Annotated in this window: 21 protein-coding genes; 17 read left to right on the top strand and 4 right to left on the bottom strand. The window is 42.0% G+C overall.

Annotation, left to right across the window (positions count from 1 at the left end; translation table 11 throughout):
* Positions 1–285: 285 nt before the first annotated feature.
* The 14 genes from ADU24_RS18520 (at position 286) to ADU24_RS23150 (ending at position 14,151) form a co-directional block, all read left to right on the top strand.
* Complete coding sequence (locus ADU24_RS18520; protein ID WP_053369001.1) at positions 286–1,224, top strand: EamA family transporter; 939 nt, start codon at positions 286–288, stop codon at positions 1,222–1,224.
* Positions 1,225–1,423: 199 nt separating this feature from the next.
* Entirely contained in the window at positions 1,424–2,548 is a 1,125-nt protein-coding gene (locus ADU24_RS18515) for a carbohydrate kinase (protein ID WP_053368017.1), read from the top strand.
* Complete coding sequence (locus tag ADU24_RS18510; RefSeq protein ID WP_053368016.1) at positions 2,532–3,449, top strand: pseudouridine-5'-phosphate glycosidase; 918 nt, start codon at positions 2,532–2,534, stop codon at positions 3,447–3,449. Before ADU24_RS18515 ends, ADU24_RS18510 begins: the two co-directional genes overlap by 17 nt.
* A gap of 209 nt (positions 3,450–3,658) precedes the next feature.
* The gene (locus tag ADU24_RS18505) at positions 3,659–4,840 is read left to right on the top strand and encodes a NupC/NupG family nucleoside CNT transporter (RefSeq protein WP_053368015.1); all 1,182 of its coding nucleotides are present in this window, start codon (positions 3,659–3,661) and stop codon (positions 4,838–4,840) included.
* A 45-nt stretch (positions 4,841–4,885) separates the two neighbouring features.
* Positions 4,886–5,794, top strand: a complete 909-nt coding sequence (locus ADU24_RS18500; protein ID WP_053369000.1) for a nucleoside hydrolase — start codon at positions 4,886–4,888, stop codon at positions 5,792–5,794.
* Positions 5,795–6,398: 604 nt separating this feature from the next.
* The gene (locus tag ADU24_RS18495; protein ID WP_053368014.1) at positions 6,399–7,358 is read left to right on the top strand and encodes an NAD(P)-dependent alcohol dehydrogenase; all 960 of its coding nucleotides are present in this window, start codon (positions 6,399–6,401) and stop codon (positions 7,356–7,358) included.
* A gap of 250 nt (positions 7,359–7,608) precedes the next feature.
* The gene (locus ADU24_RS18490; protein ID WP_053368013.1) at positions 7,609–8,277 is read left to right on the top strand and encodes a response regulator transcription factor; all 669 of its coding nucleotides are present in this window, start codon (positions 7,609–7,611) and stop codon (positions 8,275–8,277) included.
* Entirely contained in the window at positions 8,274–9,656 is a 1,383-nt protein-coding gene (locus ADU24_RS18485; protein ID WP_053368012.1) for a sensor histidine kinase, read from the top strand. Before ADU24_RS18490 ends, ADU24_RS18485 begins: the two co-directional genes overlap by 4 nt.
* A gap of 147 nt (positions 9,657–9,803) precedes the next feature.
* Positions 9,804–10,715 (top strand): ABC transporter ATP-binding protein, encoded by a 912-nt coding sequence (locus tag ADU24_RS18480; protein ID WP_053368011.1) that lies wholly within the window; start codon positions 9,804–9,806, stop codon positions 10,713–10,715.
* Positions 10,712–11,419 (top strand): ABC transporter permease, encoded by a 708-nt coding sequence (locus tag ADU24_RS18475; RefSeq protein ID WP_053368010.1) that lies wholly within the window; start codon positions 10,712–10,714, stop codon positions 11,417–11,419. The genes ADU24_RS18480 and ADU24_RS18475 overlap by 4 nt, the downstream gene beginning before the upstream one ends.
* The gene (locus ADU24_RS18470) at positions 11,419–12,150 is read left to right on the top strand and encodes an ABC transporter permease (RefSeq protein WP_053368009.1); all 732 of its coding nucleotides are present in this window, start codon (positions 11,419–11,421) and stop codon (positions 12,148–12,150) included. Before ADU24_RS18475 ends, ADU24_RS18470 begins: the two co-directional genes overlap by 1 nt.
* Before the next feature lie 377 nt (positions 12,151–12,527).
* The gene (locus ADU24_RS18465) at positions 12,528–12,998 is read left to right on the top strand and encodes a DinB family protein (RefSeq protein ID WP_053368008.1); all 471 of its coding nucleotides are present in this window, start codon (positions 12,528–12,530) and stop codon (positions 12,996–12,998) included.
* Positions 12,999–13,100: 102 nt separating this feature from the next.
* Entirely contained in the window at positions 13,101–13,862 is a 762-nt protein-coding gene (locus tag ADU24_RS18460) for a class I SAM-dependent methyltransferase (protein ID WP_053368007.1), read from the top strand.
* A gap of 139 nt (positions 13,863–14,001) precedes the next feature.
* Positions 14,002–14,151, top strand: a complete 150-nt coding sequence (locus ADU24_RS23150) for a hypothetical protein (RefSeq protein ID WP_156324629.1) — start codon at positions 14,002–14,004, stop codon at positions 14,149–14,151.
* A 163-nt stretch (positions 14,152–14,314) separates the two neighbouring features.
* Here ADU24_RS23150 and ADU24_RS18455 read toward each other — a convergent pair whose 3' ends face one another.
* Positions 14,315–14,797, bottom strand: coding sequence for a nucleoside deaminase (locus tag ADU24_RS18455; RefSeq protein ID WP_053368999.1), 483 nt, complete (start codon positions 14,795–14,797; stop codon positions 14,315–14,317).
* Positions 14,798–15,190: 393 nt separating this feature from the next.
* On the opposite strand from ADU24_RS18455, the gene ADU24_RS18450 reads away from it, so the two are divergent.
* The 3 genes from ADU24_RS18450 (at position 15,191) to ADU24_RS18440 (ending at position 19,208) form a co-directional block, all read left to right on the top strand.
* Positions 15,191–16,822, top strand: a complete 1,632-nt coding sequence (locus ADU24_RS18450) for a right-handed parallel beta-helix repeat-containing protein (protein ID WP_053368006.1) — start codon at positions 15,191–15,193, stop codon at positions 16,820–16,822.
* A gap of 162 nt (positions 16,823–16,984) precedes the next feature.
* Complete coding sequence (locus tag ADU24_RS18445) at positions 16,985–18,064, top strand: M24 family metallopeptidase (protein ID WP_053368005.1); 1,080 nt, start codon at positions 16,985–16,987, stop codon at positions 18,062–18,064.
* Positions 18,065–18,101: 37 nt separating this feature from the next.
* On the top strand, positions 18,102–19,208 hold the full coding sequence (locus ADU24_RS18440; protein ID WP_053368004.1) for a M24 family metallopeptidase: 1,107 nt from the start codon (positions 18,102–18,104) through the stop codon (positions 19,206–19,208).
* 64 nt (positions 19,209–19,272) lie between these two features.
* Here ADU24_RS18440 and ADU24_RS18435 read toward each other — a convergent pair whose 3' ends face one another.
* From ADU24_RS18435 to ADU24_RS18425, 3 genes are read right to left on the bottom strand one after another with little or no spacing between them, the layout of a single operon-like run.
* On the bottom strand, positions 19,273–20,514 hold the full coding sequence (locus ADU24_RS18435) for an NAD(P)/FAD-dependent oxidoreductase (RefSeq protein ID WP_053368003.1): 1,242 nt from the start codon (positions 20,512–20,514) through the stop codon (positions 19,273–19,275).
* Positions 20,515–20,516: 2 nt separating this feature from the next.
* A complete protein-coding gene (locus ADU24_RS18430) occupies positions 20,517–20,843 on the bottom strand; it encodes a (2Fe-2S)-binding protein (RefSeq protein ID WP_053368002.1) in 327 nt (108 codons plus the stop codon).
* Entirely contained in the window at positions 20,836–21,111 is a 276-nt protein-coding gene (locus tag ADU24_RS18425) for a (2Fe-2S)-binding protein (protein ID WP_053368001.1), read from the bottom strand. Before ADU24_RS18425 ends, ADU24_RS18430 begins: the two co-directional genes overlap by 8 nt.
* Between the last annotated feature and the right edge of the window lie 13 nt (positions 21,112–21,124).

The raw sequence follows: 21,124 nt of genomic DNA, 5'->3' as shown, positions 1-21,124 counted from the left end.
ACAAGGAATAACAAAACGTGTTCTGTAAAAGCGTACCAGGGCGGATTGCAATGCTCATCCTTCACCTTTATACCAAACTTATTCAGCTTTTCATTCTATTGGTAAAACATTATACGCTACCGAAAAAGGACAGACAAACGAAAGTCGGCTCCCGCTGCTAGAAAAAAATAATTGTAAAAAGGCTTATCTGTGTTTTATAGTGAAAGCTATGATTTTTTTTGGACATCAAAATCATTATGCAAAGTTATTGCTGAATAAATGATTGGAGGAAGTTGAATAATGAAAATGTATCTGTATCCCTTGCTGGTCGTGATTGCAGCCAGCAGTTATGGCGTCGTTTCGACAATCATAAAACTGGCGATGCGCAGTGGTTTTACAGTCCCTGAGGCCGTGACAAGTTTATTTTTTTGCGGCTTTATTATCTCGTTATGTATTTTTTTCATTACAAACAGAACCAGATTTACGTTTTCGGGTATAAAAGTCCTCGTTGTTGCCGGTATTTTAACTGGATTGACGAATATCGTTTATGGCCATTCGTTAAATTTCCTGCCTGCTTCCTTGGCAGTTGTCCTGCTGTTTCAATTTACTTGGATTGGCATGGTGATTTCCTGTATTTCAAAACGCCAATTTCCAAGCAAAATTGAACTCGTCTCCCTGATTGTCCTTGTAGCTGGAACGATACCGGCAGCTGGCTTGATTGATGTTGATTTATCTCAAATCCCTGTTCAAGGGTGGCTATGGGGGTTAGCGGCGGCTCTTTGTTATTCTCTATTTTTATTTGTAAATGGAAAGGCAACCGGAAATATGACAACGTCCAACCGGCTCGTGTTCGTTTCTTTCTTTGCTTTCATGGTTACGGCAACATTCCAGGCTCCGGAAATCATTTGGGATGGGACATTTTTTACCGAAGGATTGTGGATGTATGGCCTGGCACTGGGGCTATTCGGAATGATTATCCCTGTTTTCCTATTTACAATTGCCGTTCCGAAAGTTGGTCTTGGGATGTCGTCAATCTTAAGTGCGATTGAATTGCCGATTGCTGTCATGGTGTCCGTAATGCTATTAAGTGAAAAGGTTACATCTTTCCAAATGGCCGGAATTGTTACGATCCTTCTCGGAATGAGTTTGCCAACAATCTTTGATAAAAAACATTTGTTCAGCAAAAAGTCCCCTGCGAAAAAACAAGCAAACATGTTGGGCGGGGTAAACAAAGGCGTTAGCTAAATAGTGGCATTTTTCAACTTATCAAGTTGAAGACAGGCCAAAAAAATCCCGTAATACAAAGTTTTAACCGTCCTTCTCCAGACGGTGGGGAATTATGGGATTCTTTTTTTTGGAGAATATAGTTGACTTTCGAGAATGAAAACGTATACTAAACTTATGTTTAGATAATAAACTTATGTCACGGAGGGAGGTTGTACGAATGACGGATGATATTACCAGAAGTGAAAAATTGGTATTGGAAATGATTCGGGCAAACCCATTTATTTCTCAAGAGGAATTATCCGAATTAATGGGACTCCCAATGGCCTCCATCGCAAGTAGTATTTCTGAGCTCGTTAAGAAAGACTATGTTCTGGGCAAGGCGTTTGTTTTAAACGAAGCAACTCCCATTATTTGCATAGGTGGGGCAAACATTGACCGTAAGTTCTATGCGAAAGAGGAAATTACGCACGAAACGTCAAACCCGGTGAAATCTTCTATCTCAGTAGGAGGAGTCGCGAGAAATATTGCTGAGAACCTGGGCAGAATGGGCGAAGAAGTGATTTTGCTATCAGCCAGGGGCAATGATTCCGACTGGGAGACGATCTATGAATTATCATCACCGTTTATGAATTTGGAGCATGTCACCGCATTTGAGCATTCGTCAACTGGTTCCTATACTGCTGTTTTGGATAAAAACGGCGATTTAACAGTCGCATTGGCAGACATGGACATTTATGAAAATATTACGCCTGAGATGTTAATGAAAAACAGTAACATTCTTAGAAAAGCGAAATGTATCGTCGTTGATTTGAATTGTCCGAAAGAAACGATTGATTTTCTCAGCTCGTTCACTTCGAAATACCATATTCCGTTAGTCGTGATCCCGGTTTCAGGGCCAAAAATGAACAGGCTTCCAAAAAGCTTGAATGCCGTAAGCTGGCTCATCGTGAATAGGGATGAAACGGAAACGTTCCTGAACATGACAATCAAGGATGATCAGGATTGGCAAGATTCCGTTAAAAAGTGGCTGGAGCTAGGCGTGAAAAATGTAATCGTTACGAATGGTTCGAAAGGTGTAATGGCGGGAGTCGAAAGCGGCGAGATCCGTTACTTCCCGGCCATCGAAACGCTAAAGGTAGAGGATGTAACCGGTGCGGGCGATTCATTCTGTTCAGGAGTTGTTTATTCCTGGCTACAGAAGAAAGACCTTGACTTTATTATTAAATCCGGTTTAGTCAATGCACACAAGACGATTATGTCGAAGTACACAGTTAGACAGGAATTATCCCAACAACAATTCAAATTGGATATGGAGGAATTTCAGAATGAAACAGTATATTGAACTATCTGCAGAGGTACAAAAAGCGAAAGAAGAAGGCAAAGCGATCGTAGCACTTGAATCTACAATCATTTCCCACGGTATGCCTTACCCACAAAACGTCCAAATGGCACGCGAAGTTGAACAAATCGTTCGCGATAATGGCGCTGTTCCGGCAACAATCGCGATTATTGACGGAAAAATCAAAGTCGGCCTGACAGACGAAGAATTAGAGCTTTTCGGTAAAAGCAAGGACGTTGCGAAAGTATCTAGGCGTGACCTGGCTGCAATCATTGCAACGAAAAAGCTTGGTGCGACAACTGTTGCTTCTACAATGATCTGTGCTGAATTGGCAGACATCAGCATTTTCGTAACTGGCGGTATCGGCGGCGTTCACAGGGGCGCTGAAACAACAATGGATATCTCAGCCGACCTTGATGAATTGGCACAAACAAATGTAGCGGTTGTCTGCGCAGGTGCGAAATCCATCCTGGATCTAGCTCTTACGCTTGAGTACCTTGAAACAAAAGGCGTTCCTGTTATCGGGTACGGAACTGAAGTTCTTCCAGCATTCTACACTAGAAGAAGCGAACATAAATTGAACTTCCATACTGATTCCCTTGATGTTATCGCTGAAACTCTAAAAACAAAGTGGGAATTGAACCTTAAAGGTGGAGCGGTAATCGCCAACCCAATCCCAGAAGAGCACGCGATGGATGAAGACTACATCAATGGCATTATCGCTGGTGCAGTTAAAGAAGCCGAAGAAAAAGGCATTTCCGGTAAAGACAGCACGCCATTCCTTCTTGGAAAAATCAAAGAAATGACTGAAGGCAAGAGCCTTGTTGCCAATATCGAATTGGTAAAACACAATGCAAAAGTCGGTTCCCAACTTGCAGTTAGCTTCAACAACAAAACAAAATAATTAAATTGCTATAACCACAACTTCTATAAAGTGAAACTTCCATCAGCGGTGTTTTCCGCTGATGGTTAGTTGAACCACTCGGACCTTTAGGGACAGTGCCCCTATAGGTCTTACTGTCCCCTAAGAGTGGGGAAAGTGAAAAATCCCTTTATAGAAGTTGTTTTTTAAACAACTCGGTGAAAACGCTAACAACAGAAGGTGGGCTTTACATGAATTTTATTTTCCTTATTACAGGAATATTGTTTGTTTTTGCGATTGGTTTCCTTGTCAGTAATGACCGAAAACAAATTAAATACAAACGTATTCTAATCATGCTTGGTGTGCAAATCCTTTCCGTTTACTTCATGATGAATACCAATATCGGCTTGGTCGCAATCACAAAAGTTGGCGTGTTTTTTGAAAAGCTGATGAAGCTTGCGGATGCCGGTATCAACTTTGTATTTGGCGGTATGGTGAATGAAGGCGCATTCACTTTCTTCATATCTGTATTATTGCCATTAGTATTTATCTCGGTTTTAATCGGAATCTTAAACTATATAAAAGTACTTCCGTTTATTATCAAATATTTAGGTTTGTTTTTAAGCAAAATAACCGGTATGGGGAAACTGGAAAGCTACTTTGCAATCTCCACTGCTACTCTTGGGCAGCCAGAAGTGTTCTTGACTATTATCAAACAAATTCCGGTCCTGTCGCCTCAACGGCTTTACACGATTTGTACTTCTGCAATGAGTGCGATCAGTATGGCGATGGTTGGATCGTATATGAAAATGCTTGAGCCGAAGTTTGTTGTAACCGCTGTCGTATTGAACATTTTCAGTGCCCTAATCGTTGCAAACATTATCAATCCATATGATTTGGATGATAATGAGGATTTGGTTCAGGTTGAAGAAAAAGAAAAACTTCCATTCTTCCAAATGATTGGCGAAAGTGTAATGGACGGGTTTAAACTCGTCATTATCGTTGCCGCTATGCTATTGGGGTTCATTTCCTTAATGGAGTTAATCAACGTCGTATTTCTGGGCGTATTCCATATTTCGTTCCAAACGGTTATTGGTTATGTCTTCTCGCCAATCGCTTTCCTGATGGGGATTCCATGGTCGGAAGCTGTACAGGCAGGCGGCATTATGGCCACGAAGCTAATCACGAATGAATTTGTCGCAATGTTGAATTTTGGCGATGTTGCAAAACAGCTTTCCGATAAAACAATCGCGATTGTATCTGTTTATTTGGTTAGTTTCGCTAACTTTGGAACTGTTGGAATTGTTGCGGGATCGATCAAGGCAATTAGTGAGAAACAAGGTAATTTCGTAGCGAAACACTCTATGAAATTATTGTTGGGTGCGACATTGGCATCTGTTATTTCAGGAACAATGATGGGGCTTGTAATGTAAAATTTTAATGGGGTGAATGATGTGGATAAAAAAAGGAAAATTATTATGGATTGCGATCCAGGCCATGATGATGCAATCGCAATTATTTTAGCTGCTGCACGTCCGGAATTGGAGATTCTGGGAATCACAACGGTTTCAGGAAATGCTGAGATTGAAAAAACAACCGACAATGCCTTGAAAATTTGTGACTTGGTTTCATTGACAGATGTCGTCGTTTCAAAAGGTGCAAGCGATCCTTTAATTCGCGTCCGCGAAACAGCACCCGGCATACACGGGGATTCTGGGCTTGATGGCCCGGAGCTTCCTGAACCATCCCGTAGCTGGAGCGATGAACATGGTGCGGACACCATTATTAGACTGGTAAAAGAGTCAAACGAGCCTGTTACTATTTTACCAACAGGGCCATTAACAAATGTTGCATTGGCTCTCGCAAAAGCACCAGAAATTAAGAATAATATAGAAGAAATTGTCCTTATGGGCGGCGGGACGTTCGGGAACTGGACGCCAACGGCTGAATTCAATATTTGGGCCGATCCGGAAGCTGCTAAAAAAGTATTCGATAGCGGCCTGCCAATCGCGGTGATGGGGGTGGATATCACTCACCAAGCCTTGGCAACTAAAGAAGTGATCGATGAAGTGAATAAAATTGATAACAAGGTTGCCAATATCGTTGGCGAACTGTTAGTGTTTTTTGCTTCAACGTATAAAGAAATGTTCGATTTCGACGGAGCGCCAGTACACGATGTCCTGACTGTCGCATACTTGGTCGCACCGGAGTTATTTAAGATGAAGGATGTAAATATCGCAGTGGAAACGAAAGGCGAGTTTACAGCCGGAACGACGCTGGTTGACCTCCATGGGGTCACCGGCAGGGAAGTAAACGCCAAGTTCGGGCTTGAACTGGATGTAGACGGCTTCTGGAAGCTTATGATCGACGCGTTGAAGAAGTACTGATTTGATTTGAGTGCGTGGGAGCGCTTAGGGGTTTGAGCTAATTGCTCAAGCCCTGTTTTTGTGGTTGTAGAGGGTTGTAAAAGTGGGGTGGCTGTCGGTTAAGATAAAGCTGCAATTAGTGACAAGCCAGGTGCAGAATCCGGTCTGGTTGTCCCAAAAACCAAAAAATGATGTAATTCCCCATAGTGTACCCATAGAGTACAAGAGTAACCCGGCTAAAGGATGCCGGGTTATTTTTGGTGATAAAATAACCATCAACTCTTCAATGGGATTTCCTTTTACCTCGCCTGGAGGAAGATTATGTTGAGAGCACTTATACCAATTCTTCTATTTCTATTGATATATCATTTTGTGAGTGCGTTCGCCCAGGAGGGATAAAGCACCTTTGTTGAAAGACGAATTGAACAAGAAAGTTACTTCATTTGAAGGTTAATAATAACTAATTTTGAGTTCTAATTAAAGACTAAAAATATATAGATACAAAGACGCACCATTCCTTGCACCGATTGACTAATTATTCATTCATCCCAAAAAGCAGGGAATTTCGAATGCATTATTGAAAACTAGATAAGGAAGTCGATTATGAATGAAGGAGGTTTGACAGATGAAAGCTGCTATCTACAGGTCCTATGGTCCCCCTGAAGTCATGGAAATAACAGATGCCGACAAACCATCCATAATGGATGACAATCGCGTATTGGTTAGAGTGCATAGCGCTTCGGTCAATGCATATGACAATCTATTTCGAAAGGGCTATTTGCCTACCAGGTTGGAAAATGGTTTTACAAAACCAAAGAATTCAATATTGGGAATAGACGTTGCCGGTACTGTTGAAGCCGTCGGGAAAAATGTACATAGATTCAAGGTTGGAGATCGTGTTTTCGGGAGTTGCCTCGGATCTCATGCAGAATTTGTCTGTCCCTCCCAAAGTGCCCTAAGTTTTATGCCAAAGAATGCAACCTTTGAGGAGGCAGCGGCTATCCCATGTGCTGCTCAGACAGCGCTGCAGGCTTTACGAAATGTAGCACAGGTCAAGCAAGGCCAAAGAGTCTTGATTTACGGTGCGTCAGGGGGCGTCGGCCACTTTGCTGTTCAGCTTGCCAAATACTTTGGCGCTGAAGTAACTGCGGTTTGCAGTACCTCGAACCTTCAGTGGGTTAAAGATCTTGGGGCAGATTTCGTGATCGATTATACAATGGAGGATTTCGCGGTTAATGGGAAAAAGTACGATGTCATTCTGGATGCGGTTGCAAGGCGGACCTTTTTCAGCTGTTTGCGTTCCCTAACCGATACGGGTGTCTATATTACAGAGAATCCACTCTCCCCAAAGTATCACCCTATTCAAATGATAGTCGGTTCTTTGATTGGCCGAAAGAAAGCAAAGATTCATCTTGCGAAACCAAATGATGCAGATCTGGATTTCTTAAGTAGTCTTGTGGAGGAAGGAAAGTTAAGGCCTATTATTGAGAAATCCTTTCCTTTGGAACAAATTGTTGAAGCTCACCGGCATATCGAAAGTGGACGCACAAAGGGGAAGATTGTTCTTAAAATGAAAATGGAATAATAGATGATAGATGCGCTGGTCCAGGAAGGATTAACGTTTTTTGTTGAATTCTATTGCGAAACGGATTGTTGATGGAAAAGAAATAGTGGTACAAAGTGAAAAAGGATGTCAAATAAGTATAAGAGCTCGGGGCCGTCCGGGCTTTTTCTATATAGAGAAGTAGGTAAATAATCCAAATGAATAGAAGATTGTTATACTAAAAAAGAGGATTATTTCCATAATATTGGTTAAACAAGACTGGAGGGGTGGTATGGCGCGCTTATTATACATAGAAGACGAAACGGATATTGGAACATGGGTACTGAAGGATTTGACTGAAAGGGGCCATAATGTCATCTGGTTAAAATCAGGAGAAGGAGCAGAAAACCATATTTTAGACGTAGATGCGGTTATTCTAGATGTTATGCTGCCAGGGTTGGATGGTTTTTCTGTCGGAAAACGAATAAAGAAGGAAAAAGCAGACTTGCCAATCATTATGCTCTCGGCGCGGACTGGTGTAGAGGATAAAGTGGAGGGCCTTAATTTTGCGGATGATTATGTTACAAAGCCTTTTCATCCAGATGAACTCGCCGCGCGAATTGAAGTATTGTTAAGGCGTTATCAAAAAAATGAAGACGTACTGCAATTGCAGCACTTAACCATTTATACAAAAGATTTGAGGATTATCAACCAGGATAGTGGAAAAGAAATTCAATTAACAGGTAAACAATATCATTTATTTAATTTCTTTCTTCGGCATTTGAACCAGATTTTAACAAAAGAACAGCTTTATGAAGGTGTGTGGGGAGAACGTTTTATTGAAGGGGACAAGACTCTAATGGTACATATCCGTTACTTGCGCGAAAAAATTGAGAAGAATCCCGGAAAACCAACAATTGTAGAGACAATTCGAGGGCTGGGATACAGAGTAAAACTATGAAACTGATTCGTTCTTTGCAGACAAAATACATAGCTATTATCCTGACAGCCTTGTTTCTTATTCAAATTGCTTATTTAGTGATGTTCTTATTTGTTTCTGGTCTTCAAAATATGAACGGTAAAACTGCACAGCTGGGTAAGGAATCCCATTATGAGATTGAGGAAAAGTGGCATAAAGGAGCAGCAAATTTACAGGATTATTCTACGGAAACGATTAGCCGGTACTTTTCGGCTTGGAAGGATGAATATCCCAAGGCATCTATGTTTTATGTAGGCGATAATGGTCAGCTTTTGAATCAGGTGAATGTAAAGGAAAAACTGCCATCAGAATGGACGCCGGTTTATACTGCACAATTCATTAAGGAACGGTATGGTGGTGACCCATTTACTGTTATTGCTTTTGTTGGAGGAGACAAACCTCGGGGATTCATTGTCCTGGAGCTGCCCAGAACGTTCTTTGACCCGCCTTTGGTCCAGTTATCCGCTGAACATAGCACTGCTCTGATGTTGGGGGTTGCTTTCATTACCTTGTTGTATTTAACTGTATCGTTCCTATTTTTCAGGGGTATTCGAAAGCGGATACTGCAATTGCAAGAGGCCATGGATATTCGGGATGTAGATGGTTTGCCTATTCAAATTCATGTCAAGAAGATGGATGAAATAGGCCAGCTTGAACAAGCGTTTAATCAAATGGTAATAGAGCTTAAAGCAAGCAAGGAACGGGGGCAAAAAGAGGAACAAGTACGAAGGGAACTGATTGCTAATCTTTCCCATGACCTAAGGACGCCCCTCACCAAAATAAGAGCCCAGATTTATTCAATAGGAAAGGAGGAGTTATCCCAACAAGGGCAGCAATCAATTGCAATCATGGAAAAATCAATAGTAAAGATAGATCGATTAATTGAAAATTTGATGTCCTATACTTTGCTAATGGCCAGTAAATATAAGTTTGAGCCTATTAAACTGGACATCATCAGGTTCGCCCGTGAATCCTTTGCCTCCTGGTATCCTGTTTTTGAAAAGGAAGCTTTTCATATTGAAGTTGATTTGAAATCGTATGAGGATAACATATGGTATGTAGATCCAAACTGGATGGGAAGTATCATAGATAATTTACTGCAGAACGTGATTCGCCATGCCAAAACGGGAAAATACATTGAACTCAGTTCCGAATCAACCGCCGAGTACGATGCGCTTGTCATTATTGACAAAGGAAAAGGAATGGAAAATGAATCAGATGAAAAAGGGGCGGGCATAGGAATGTCGATTGTGGATCTAATGGTAAAAGGCATGATGCTCGAATGGAACATTGAGTCAGGACAAAATGGTACTAAAATTAAAATTAAACGAAACAAAAAAGAGGGAGCCGATGGTCTTTAACCATCAGGTTGCCTCTTTTTTGTATGTTATATGGAAGAGGTAAAAAGAACTCTTACACAAATAAACATCCATTTTAAACAAAATTTAAACTTCCTGCCGACTTCCTTTTAACCTTAAACCTTTACCATGGTAAATGAGGTGATTGAAATGGAACTCGTAGTAAGAACAGAAAGATTATCGAAACGGTTTGGCAACGAGATTGCAGTCCGGGATTTGGATATGAGGATTAAAAAAGGTGAAATCTATGGCTTCTTGGGACCAAACGGAGCCGGTAAAACAACGACCATCCGAATGCTGTTAGGTTTAATGAAGCCTACAGCAGGAAAGATTCATATTTTTGAACAGGATATAACTCGATCGCGGATACAAATTTTAAAACGTGTTGGCTCGTTGGTAGAAAACCCATCATATTACCCGCATTTAACAGCCTATGAAAATTTGGAGGCCATTCGAAAAATACTCGGAGTCCCTAAGTCGAGAATTCATGAAGTATTAGATATTGTCCGTTTAACAGAAGCTGCTGACAAAAAAGTAAAGGGATATTCCCTTGGAATGAAGCAACGGTTGGGGATTGCAACGTCACTCTTGAACAGCCCGGAACTACTGATACTCGATGAGCCGACGAATGGCCTTGATCCGTCAGGAATCATTGAAATTCGGAACTTGATTAAACGGCTACCCGCTGAGCATGGTATGACAGTGTTGATTTCCAGCCATTTACTATCCGAGGTTGATCAAATGGCAACAACAGTCGGCATCGTTTCAAAGGGGAAAATGATTTTTCAGGATTCTATTGAAGCGATGAGGCGGCATGCCAAGCAAAAGGTATATATAAAAGCAGATCAGGGAGAGAAAGCCTGGAGAACGTTGGTATCCAAAGGGATTAACTCAGACTTGAAAGAAGGATTGATATCTTTATCTGATCTTTCTGATGAAAAGGTCGCATTGGCCATTAGGATACTGGTCCAGGAAGATATTGCAATTTACCGTGTTGAAGAGGAAAAGAAATCCTTGGAGGACATTTTCCTGCAATTAACTTCAGAGGGGCAGATAAAATGATTGGAAGGCTAATTCAGATGGATTTATTAAAGATAAGGCGGAAAGGATTTTGGCTGCTGGCATTCCTTGGCCCGTTCGGAGTCGTGGCGCTGCAGATGGTCAATTATGGAGTAAGAAAAGAGTGGTTACTTGCCCAGAGTGAAGATGATTGGGGTTATTATCTAGGGAATGTCGGCTCATTTACCCCGCTCGCCCTTGTGTTGGGGATTGCAATCCTGACTTCTTTTGTCGCAAGTATTGAGAACGAAACGAATGCTTGGAAGCAGCTGATTGCGTTGCCTGTTTCCAAATACAGCGTATATTTGTCGAAATTCACAATCGTTGCTGGATTTTTATTTTATGCAACTGTTCTTTTATCCATTTTTACGCTCGGATACGGTGTTTGGCTTGGCTTGGGAGAAATCCCGTATTTGGATATTGTGAAAAATAGTGTATATCCGTACTTCGCAGCCATTCCTGTTCTGGGACTTCAGCTTTGGGTTGCGAGCGTGTCCAAGAATCAAAGTATTCCGATTACGACAGGTATTCTCGGCGTTATATTAACCTATTCTGCGTATATTTTGCCTGATTGGTTGATTTGGAAATGGCCTTCCCTAATGAATAAATGGGATGAGCCAATCATCAATGTCATGCTGGGAATTGGGGTAGGAGCTATCCTTTATCTAGCCGGAATGATCGATTTTACGAGAAGGGATGTGAAGTAATGTTTTCAATTCTTCAGTCTGAATGGTACAAGTTACTCAAATCGAGAATCATGTCAATCGTGTTTGCCGGGCCCATTCTTAGCTTCTTACTTGGCGTTTCCATTCCTGAACGGCCAGAATTTGCAGATTTTAATAAATGGTTTTTGACACTTAATATGATGAATTTGACGTATTCATTGTTATTTTTGCCGCTGTTTTCAGGGGTATTGGCCAGCATGATTTGCCGGTATGAGCATCAAGCTGGAGGCTGGAAACAATATTTGACGCTGCCTGTCACGCGAGGCCAAGTGTTTGTAGCAAAATATATCTTAATCTTGTTGGTCATTTTATTTATCCAATTATTCTATCTCGCGGCAATCTATGCTGTCGGAATGGTTAAAGGGTATCCGGACCCTTTTCCAATGGGAATTGTTTGGAAAAGTATCTTTGGGGGATGGGTAGCCACATTCCCGTTGGTTGCACTGCAGTTGTGGACATCAATCATATGGAAGAGCTTTGCTGCTCCGTTTACCGTAAATGTACTATTTACACTGCCAGCAATCCTTGCGGTGAATTCGGAACGATTTGGCCCGTATTACCCTTGGGGGCAGCCTTTTTTGATGATGTATGCCTGTGAGAGTGGGGAGGGTGTTTTTATTGTCCCTTGGGAACAGCTTCTGGTTGTTGTGGGCGGAAGTTTCCTCGTCTTCTTTATCGCTGGATATTGGTCGCTTCAAAAGAAGGCCTTTTAATTTTGCAGAAAGGAGCCTCGACACCGGGCTCTTTTCACAGTCGATTTTTGACTTCTAACTTGTTTAAAACGAGATTGCGCACCCTAAAGTAAATTCGGAATCTCGTCAAGCGTAACCGGGATTAACACGAATGACAGACTAAGTTGATCAAGTAAAAGTAACTGTCTGTATAGTTGAATTCTTATGAATAAACATAGGCACTCGAAGAGCTTCCTCTTTTTAAGAGAAAGCTTAATTATTATAGGCAGGTTTTATAGAAGTACGTTAATCAAGGAAGGATTAACACTTTTTTTGTTGAATTCCCTTATTTAACATCTTGGCAATAACGTTAACAAGGAGTTATCCCACTTCGGACATAGGTATGGAGGAAGATGTTAATGAATCGAACTGAATTGCTTTTAAAAATGCTCGACACTACGTTTGACAAAGAGAGTTGGTATGCGCCCTTCAGATCTGCAATAGAAGGACTGACTGCAGAACAGGCTAAGAGGAGACCGACAGGAGAGGCCACCAAAACGATTTGGGAAAATGCTAATCATCTCATTTACTATAAAGAAAGACTTGCAGCCAATTTAGAAGGCCGTAAATGGACACATAATCTCGATGGTGATCAAACCTTTTACCTGACCGAACAAGTAAATGACGACAACGAATGGAGGGCAGTCGTTGAACGTGCAGAAACTGCCCATCAACGTTTAAGGCAAGCGCTCAGTACACTAACCTTTGAAGAACTTGAACAAAATTCTCTCGAAGAAAGGCTTTTAGACATCATGCTTCACGATGCTTACCATACCGGCCAAATTATTCAAATTAGAAAGATGCAAGGTTCTTGGCCATCGCATCGTTGAGAGTTTAGTAGGAATGTTTGTGTTAAATCTGCTTAAACGAGCGGGGGCCTAAATCAAAGTAGGAGTAAGGCACCTTTTTAGGGTAGAGAGGTGGAATGGTTAATGACAGATTATGGTGGTGAATTGTTCAAGGGTACTGCTTGGTACTATTCACGTTATAGGCCTTTATATCCGGCGTCTTTAATTAGGTATTTAATAGAAAAGTTTTCTCTCGACGGTAAAGGCAAAATGCTTGATTTGGGGTGTGGAACGGGACAATTGGCAATCAGGTTCGCCGATTGGTTTGAAGACATTGTTGGGATTGATACAGAGCCTGAAATGATACTAGAAGCGATACGAATGGAAAAGGAATGTAGAGTAAATAATCTGGAATGGTTTAATGGAGAGCTGGATACATATAGGAAAAAATATGATGGGAACTTTAGATTTGTAACAATTGCTAAGGCATTTCACTGGATGGATAGAGAAAAGATTTTAGATGCCTTATATGAAATGGTTTCTTACGACGGCGGGGTTGCAATCATAGATAATCATTTTCCGAAAAAGGAACTTTTACCTTGGCAAAAGAAAGTGAATGAGGTAGTTGAACAATGGTATGGAAAGGAAAGAAGAGCAGGAAATACAACATATTCTCATCCAACAGTTAGCCATCAAGAAATTATATCGAATTCAAAATTCGATCTGGAAATACACGAAATACCAACTTATGAACAGGAATGGACCTTGGAATCAATAATTGGAAATCTTTATTCGACTTCCTATGGTTCTAAACGATTTTTGGGGGATAATGTTCATCTATTTGAAAAACATTTAAAGAAGAATTATTGGAAATTGAAAATAGTGGTGTTTTTAAGGAACAAATAGACCTGTCAATAAAACTGGCAATAAAAAAGTGAGGAATTTGCTTGTTGTACTTACCGGATGAGTTGAAGAAGGAATATCGCTAAATAAACACAATATTTATTTACAAAAACTTATGGTATTTCACGTAGGAGGTGTTTTTTTGAAAGAGGATAATAAGAAGGAAGAAAAAAGCCAAATAGAGACCAATGACGGCTGGAATAGGGCTCTTTATGGCAGTCCTACACTCGGAGGTTTCATTGTAATTGGATTAATTGTTATTTTTATTCTTTATATCATTTTCTCTAAGTAAATTTTTCAATTCTTCATTTAGAAATTTTACTACCGGGGGAGTTTAATAGAATAGTGAAAAAGTAAGAATAGGAGTCCGAAACTCAGGACTCCTATTTCCTTTCATAGTGATTTTTACAATTTCATTCATACAACATCCTGTCTGAATAAAACCTGCTGCATCGTTAATGTCCCCTTGCGTGAAACTGTCGGTGGAGTTGACGAACTTCCTCCGCTAGCTCAGGAACAGGGCCATCTATTGTGGTGTCACGAATAACCTCGTGAATGGGAAGATTCCGAACGCGCGATGGAGCAACCCCCATTTCACTCAACCATTGTCCCAGCTGTTCGGACGAACTTGCATACACAATCCGGCCCAAACCAACCCAACCGTGGGCCGCAGCGCACATAGGGCAATGTTCACCCGAGGTATATACTGTTGCTTTGCTTCTCTCTTCCGGTGTCATGTTCGCGGCTGCCCATCGCGCCAAAGCAAATTCCGGGTGTTGGGTATGGTCCCCTCCCGCAACGTGGTTATGGTCTTCCGCAAGCACCTCACCGTCAGCTGAGACAAGAACTGAACCAAATGGCTCGTCACCTTTCTCCAGTGCTGTTTTTGCCAATTCAACACAGCGTCGCAAGTACTTCATATCTAATTCACTGATTATCATTTTTTATCCCCCTTGTCCTTTTTTCATCAATATTCCACAAGCATGGCCCGTTTGCGGGTGGACTCTTCTTAGTAAGAGTCAATCAAATTCATAGCTTGTTGGCAAGATAAGTGCTTTTAAAACGGTTTTCTCCATTATGAAACAGTAGCATTCGAAGCGGACAAGCAACGAATGCTTTTTTCTGTCCACGGCTTTTTTAAAAATAGTAAATAAACCATACAAACCTTCTTCCTAATTTATTTCCAAAATTATGGTCTTAAGACCTTAAATGAATCTTTTTACCTATATCTAACTACCAATAAATTGTATAATATACTAAATGGTGGTTTTCTAGTGTGATAAAAGAACTATTTAAATATTCTGTATATTTTTAACAAAAGGGGTAAATAGATGCCGCAAGAAAAAGGTCAATTTCTAAGTATGGTTATCATTGTCATGCTTTTTTGCTTGCTTGTTCCAACAGCAATAGCAGAGGCCAGCCTTTTGGGATTAGATAATAATAAGAATGGAATAGATGATTTTTGGGAAAAGAAATATGGGCTCGATCTAACCAGCAAGCTGACCGCGGCTGAAGACCCGGATAAAGACGGGTTACCTAATTTGGTCGAATACCAGCTACACCTTAATCCAAAATCAAGTGATACCGATAAAAATGGGGTACCTGATGGGTTTGAGGATTATGACAAGGATGGACTATACAATCTTGCGGAGGTAAAGTTGGGATTTAATCCGAAAATAGCAGATTTTGATAAAAATAAAATAGTAAATGTCGCTTCAAAAAATAGTACAGAGCAACTACAAAAGACTTTAAACCTTGGAGCTGGAAAAGTTATCGTCCTGCCATCTGGCAGCTCTTATCAAGTCAGCGGCTTAGTCGTACCTGACAATACGACTATAGTTGGGTATGGATCAAAACTATACAACGACAAAAAACACCAAACTCTTCTGGCGATTGGCGCTGGGGTAAAGTTATACGGGATTGAACTCCAGGGTGCAGGCAATACAAAGGCAGACGCAAAGGGAGTCGGAATATCGATTCGGGGGGCGAATGCAGCTAACTATGCCAAGAACATTGTTATAGAAGATTGCTTTATCCATGATATTGGTTTCTATGGTATTATGGCTGAATTTGCGGATCATGTAAGTATTTCTAATACAGTGATCCGCGATATAGGTTTTGCAGGGGTAGGCGGATTGTCTGTCAGAAATATGCATATTAATGGGAGCCATATAAAGTCAATCAAACCTGGAAACAAAGGAAATGCCTACGGGGTTTTTTATTCGCGGAAGGGTGCTGAGAGTAACTTAAAGGCGCATCCAAGGAGCGTAAATAGTTCGGTGACGAACAGCATCATCGAGGACATTCCATTATGGGAGGCCCTTGACACCCATGGCGGAGAAAATATTACGTTCAACAATAATACGATACGAAATACAAAGGTTGGAATTGCATTTGTAAACGCAACAGGAAAAGGCGGGAAGGAGCTATTTGGTTCCCAAAAGTGTACGGCAAAAGGCAATCGAATTGAAGGAATCGGTAAGGGATATGGGATCGTTGTGGCTGGATTACCAGCTGAACATAGTGGAGGCTGTACCATTGAAGGAAACACCTTAAAAGAGGCGGGCCAGCAGGGAAACAGTATTTCTGGGGCAATCCAGGCTTCCTATACGAGGGATTTGGTTATAAAAAATAATACATTGGTATATTCCTACGCAAATGGCATTCACCTTTATACTCATAATCAGCAGTTTTCCGTGGCGGGAAACAGAGTGGAGGATGTACAGGATTCTTCGTATAAGGTGCCTTCCGCAATTGCCTTTCGTTCCGGCAATAATAGCGGTACAATTACCGGGAATAACCTTATCAAAAAAAATGCAAAATTAAATGCTTACGTATCGGTTCGTGGAATCAATATAACCACGAAAACCAATATGCAGCTTGTAATCGGCAAGAATACGAATAATTGTGTTCTTCCGATAGCAGGAGGAACAGGCAAGCATGTAAAGTATATTTCCAAATAAATCTTTTGCCGGGTTCCACTCAAAGTTCATAGGAGCTTTATTCCGGTTTATTGTAGCCAGCCTTCCTCTCGTTAGGAAGGCTATTTCTTTTGGCATGAAAATTGCATTACATAAGGATGAAGGAAATGCATTGAAAATTTTTAATAAAGCGAGGGAGATAGTGTGGAGAGAATAATTAGGCTGCGGGAAAAGTTTAACGAACTGGGAATCGACGGAATGATGATTAGCCATCCGTGGAACCGGCTTTACATGTCTGGTTTTACGGGAGGGAATGGTGTTCTTCTTATCTCAGAAACGGAGGCAAAGCTGATCACAGATTACCGATATGTTGAACAAGCCCAAAACCAGGCTAAGGATTACGAGATTGTTTTGCACGCGGGGCATACAGGCCATAAAGGGAGAATCTTTGATGAAGTGGCAGTGCAAGTTAAAGAGATGAACATCCGTAAACTCGGGTTCGAGCAGGAACATTTATCCTTTGGCTTTTTTCGTAAAATACAGAACCAGTTCCCAACCGAGCTGATTTCTCTCAGTGAAGTGATTGAAACACTGCGAATGATTAAATCGGAGGATGAGATTGAAAAATTAAGGGTCGCCGCCTCGGTTACGGACCAGGCATATCTGCATATTTTAAACTTTATTCGGCCGGGCATTACGGAAAACGACATTGCCGGGGAACTGGAGTCGTTCATAAAGAAAAATGGATGTTCAACTACATCTTTCCCTCCAATTGTCGCTTCAGGCTACCGCTCCTCGTTGCCACATGGCCGTGCAAGCGATAAACGAATTGAAAAAGGGGATATGATTACGATCGACTTTGGGGCGAATTACCAAGGCTATTGGGCAGATATCTCACGGGTGGTTGCGGTCGGGGAGCCCGCACCTGAACTGAGGAACATATTCGATGTTGTCCTCTCATCATTTGAAAATTGCGTCGCCGCTTTACGGCCTGGGCTGACAGATCAAGAGGTCGACTTTCTGATGCGTGAAACGTTTATTCAAAAGGGGTATAATGAATGCTCCGGAACAGGCACAGGCCACGGAATTGGGCTCGAGGTTCATGAAGCGCCGCTTTTTTCCATACTAAAAGACAAAACATTAGCGGAAAATATGGTGATTACAGTCGAGCCGGGCATCTACCTGAAAGGTTTGGGCGGTGCGAGGGTCGAGGATGTGATTCTCATTACAAAGAATGGCCGGGAAGTACTAACCCCCTCAACGAAGGAATTAATAATTCTATAGAAACTTCAAAAAATTAACCCAAAAGGACTGAACAAGAATGACAGAACACTATCAAAATCGGTTAAACGCATTAATAAAGCATTTGGAACAGCAACAAGTGGACTTGGCAATCGTGAAGGACCCGAAAAACGTTTTCTATTATACAGGTTTCAATTCAGACCCGCATGAGCGTTTTATGGCCTTGGTTATTGATCTTAACAAGCAAAGCCACTATTTATTCGTCCCTTCGTTGGATTTGGAAATTGCCGAGGAGCAGTCTTTTGTAAAAGAAATCGTCCCAATATCGGATGAGATGGATCCATATCAAATTCTAAAAAATACATTGGGTGAAGAATTTCAAACGATAGGTTTGGAAACGAAAACAATCTCTTTGTATCACCATGAACAGCTAAACAAGTATTTTCCGGATTATCGCTACATAAATATCGGGGAGTTCATTTCCCTTCAAAGAATGAGGAAAACAAAAGAAGAATGTGACAAGGTGCAACATGCCATTCATGTTATTGAAAAGGTTATGGGGGAAGGGATAAAAAGAGTAAAGGAAGGCATGGCAGAACAGGAGTTAACAGCCGAACTGGAATTTCTGATGAGGAAATTTGGCGCGGATGGCCCATCCTTTTCCACGATAGTCCTTTCAGGCTCGAAAGCTTCATTGCCACATGGCAAACCTGACGACAAACCGATTAGTAAAGGCGACTTTTTGCTAATCGATATGGGTGTGGTTGTCGATGGCTATTGTTCAGATATTACACGGACATTTGTAATTGGTGAAGAAACCAGCAAACAAAGGGAAATTTACGATATCGTCCGTAGAGCAACCGAAACCGGAGTGGCTGCGGTTAAAGCGGGTATCCCGATTGGCCAAATTGATCGTGCCGCCAGGAATGTTATCAAGGAAGCGGGGTACGGACAATATTTTAATAATCGGGTAGGACATGGCCTTGGAATCGAAGTTCATGAGGAACCTTCAGTGCATGAGAATAACGAGCTGTTGGCAGAAAGCGGTCTATTATTTACCGTCGAACCAGGCATCTATATTCCCGGATTCGGTGGCGTGCGCATAGAAGAAAATGTCTATATCAATGAAGACGGCACGGCAAAATTGCTAACTACATTCCCGACAGAATTAATAAGAATTGGTTAGGGTGGAAAATAAAAAGAAGTCAACGGTGCTAAACCGCTGACTTCTTTTTTAGTTTAAATGTTTGTTAACCAATGTTTTTCGAAACCTCTTGGCCGGTTCCGGAATAAGTTGCTTCCCAAAGGTCATGGATTTTCCTTCTGCCTGCCGTAATCTCAGGGTGAAACTGGATGATTGCCTGTTCGCGAAGTGTCCGTACGTTTTCAATGGCATTTTGCAGCTGTGCTTCGATCGTTCCAACGCTTTTTCCGGAATGTTTAGCGATGGATAGGCCGGCAACCGTCCCTTGTCCCATCGCTATTTTTCCACCCTCAATGCCCGTAATGTTGCCTGCTACAAAAAGTCCGTCAAGAGGAGTTTCCATCTCTTCTGAGTGATGGGGGACATGTCCACCGAGCTCAGGAATAAAGTGGAATGGGCAGCCGGCGACTGCTGCGAGTTCCGCAAGAGGATAGAGCCCGCCTGCAATGCAGACAAAGTCTGCTTCAATAATCGCTTCGGTTCCAGGCACGACTTTTCCATCCACATCAATATCTGCGACTCTTACTCCTTCAACCTCGTCTTTGCCGATAATCTCAAGAGCCGCTTTTCGAAGGAGGAACGAGGTGCCGTTAATCCCGATGCCATTCTTCGGATAAAAGGTTAACCCCATCTTTCTCATCCAGGCATTTTTCATGAAACGGGACCCGAGCCGAATAAATGAAGATGGAGCGAGATGGGAAGCGTTAAGCAATGACTGAAAGACTTTAGCCGGGTTACCGGCATCTTTGCTGAGGGCATTTTTTTCAGGCAGGAGGATGTGGCTTACTCCAATGCCCGCAAGCTGCAGCTCATTTAATATGGCAAACGCTAGAATATTCGCCCCAATAATAACCCCTTTTCGGCCAATCTTCACGCGATGGACATTCGTCATTACCTGCGCGGCCCCAACGGACATGACTCCAGGAAGGGTCCATCCTGGTACGGGGATTGGATATTCCGCTGCCCCAGTCGCGATTAGGACAAAAGGTGCCGTTCGTGTTCCATTGCTTGTATACACGTTCCAGCGACCGGTGTCTTTTTCAAGATTGTACACCGAAACCCCACATTCAATTTCGATATCCAAATCCCTAGCTTGCTTGTAAAGGCGTTCGGATTCCAGGATTCCATTCCACCACTCCCCTGTCGGTTCCTGATGAAGCTGTCCAAGCAATCTGCCGCCGGGCTTTATGAATTCATCAATAATTGTTACGCGAAGGCCATGTTTCGCACAGGCTATTGCCCCTGACATCCCTGCCGGCCCGCAGCCAATGACAATTACGTCACTCATCACTATCTCACCATCCTTTTGACAGGATTGGGGAGCCTTTTCCCGCTTTCAACAACCATGCCGTCCTCCACAACCTGGAGGCAAGCCCTTACATTCGCTTGTTGGTTGACAGTTACACGGCATTCCATGCAATGGCCAATGTTGCAATAGAAACCTCGTGGGGAACCGCTTTCTTCATGAAGGCGCAATGCTCTGATTCCATTTGCCAGAAGGGCGGCGGCAATGGTTTCATTCTCATATGCCTTATAGTCAACACCATTAAATTGAAAAGAAATCGTGGTTCTTTCCTGGAGCCTTCCCAAAACTGGATGGTCGGTAATTCTATTCAACGCGATCACCTGCCTTGCCGAATGACATAGGCCTGATCGGCGGTTGATATTTTAATGGTATTTCACTGGCAGAGGAACCAGGAACAATGTCCTCTATGATTCTCTCAAGCGGGAGCCTGCACGTCCGCCCCCCGCAGAAACCCATGCCTGCCCTCGTTCGCAATTTTAGTTCCCGGGCTGTGCATTGATGGAAACTGGCTGTTGCTTGAATTTGTCCGTACGTCACTTCTTCACATCGGCAAATAATCATGCTCTCATTGTTTGACACGTGTTTTCCTCCT

Origin of the sequence: Bacillus sp. FJAT-27245 (assembly GCF_001273955.1) — a bacterium.
Classification (GTDB): Bacteria; Bacillota; Bacilli; order Bacillales; family Cytobacillaceae; genus Bacillus_D.
The sequence above is the reverse complement of the archived record's forward strand: the minus strand, read 5'-3'. Positions and strand labels throughout refer to the sequence as shown.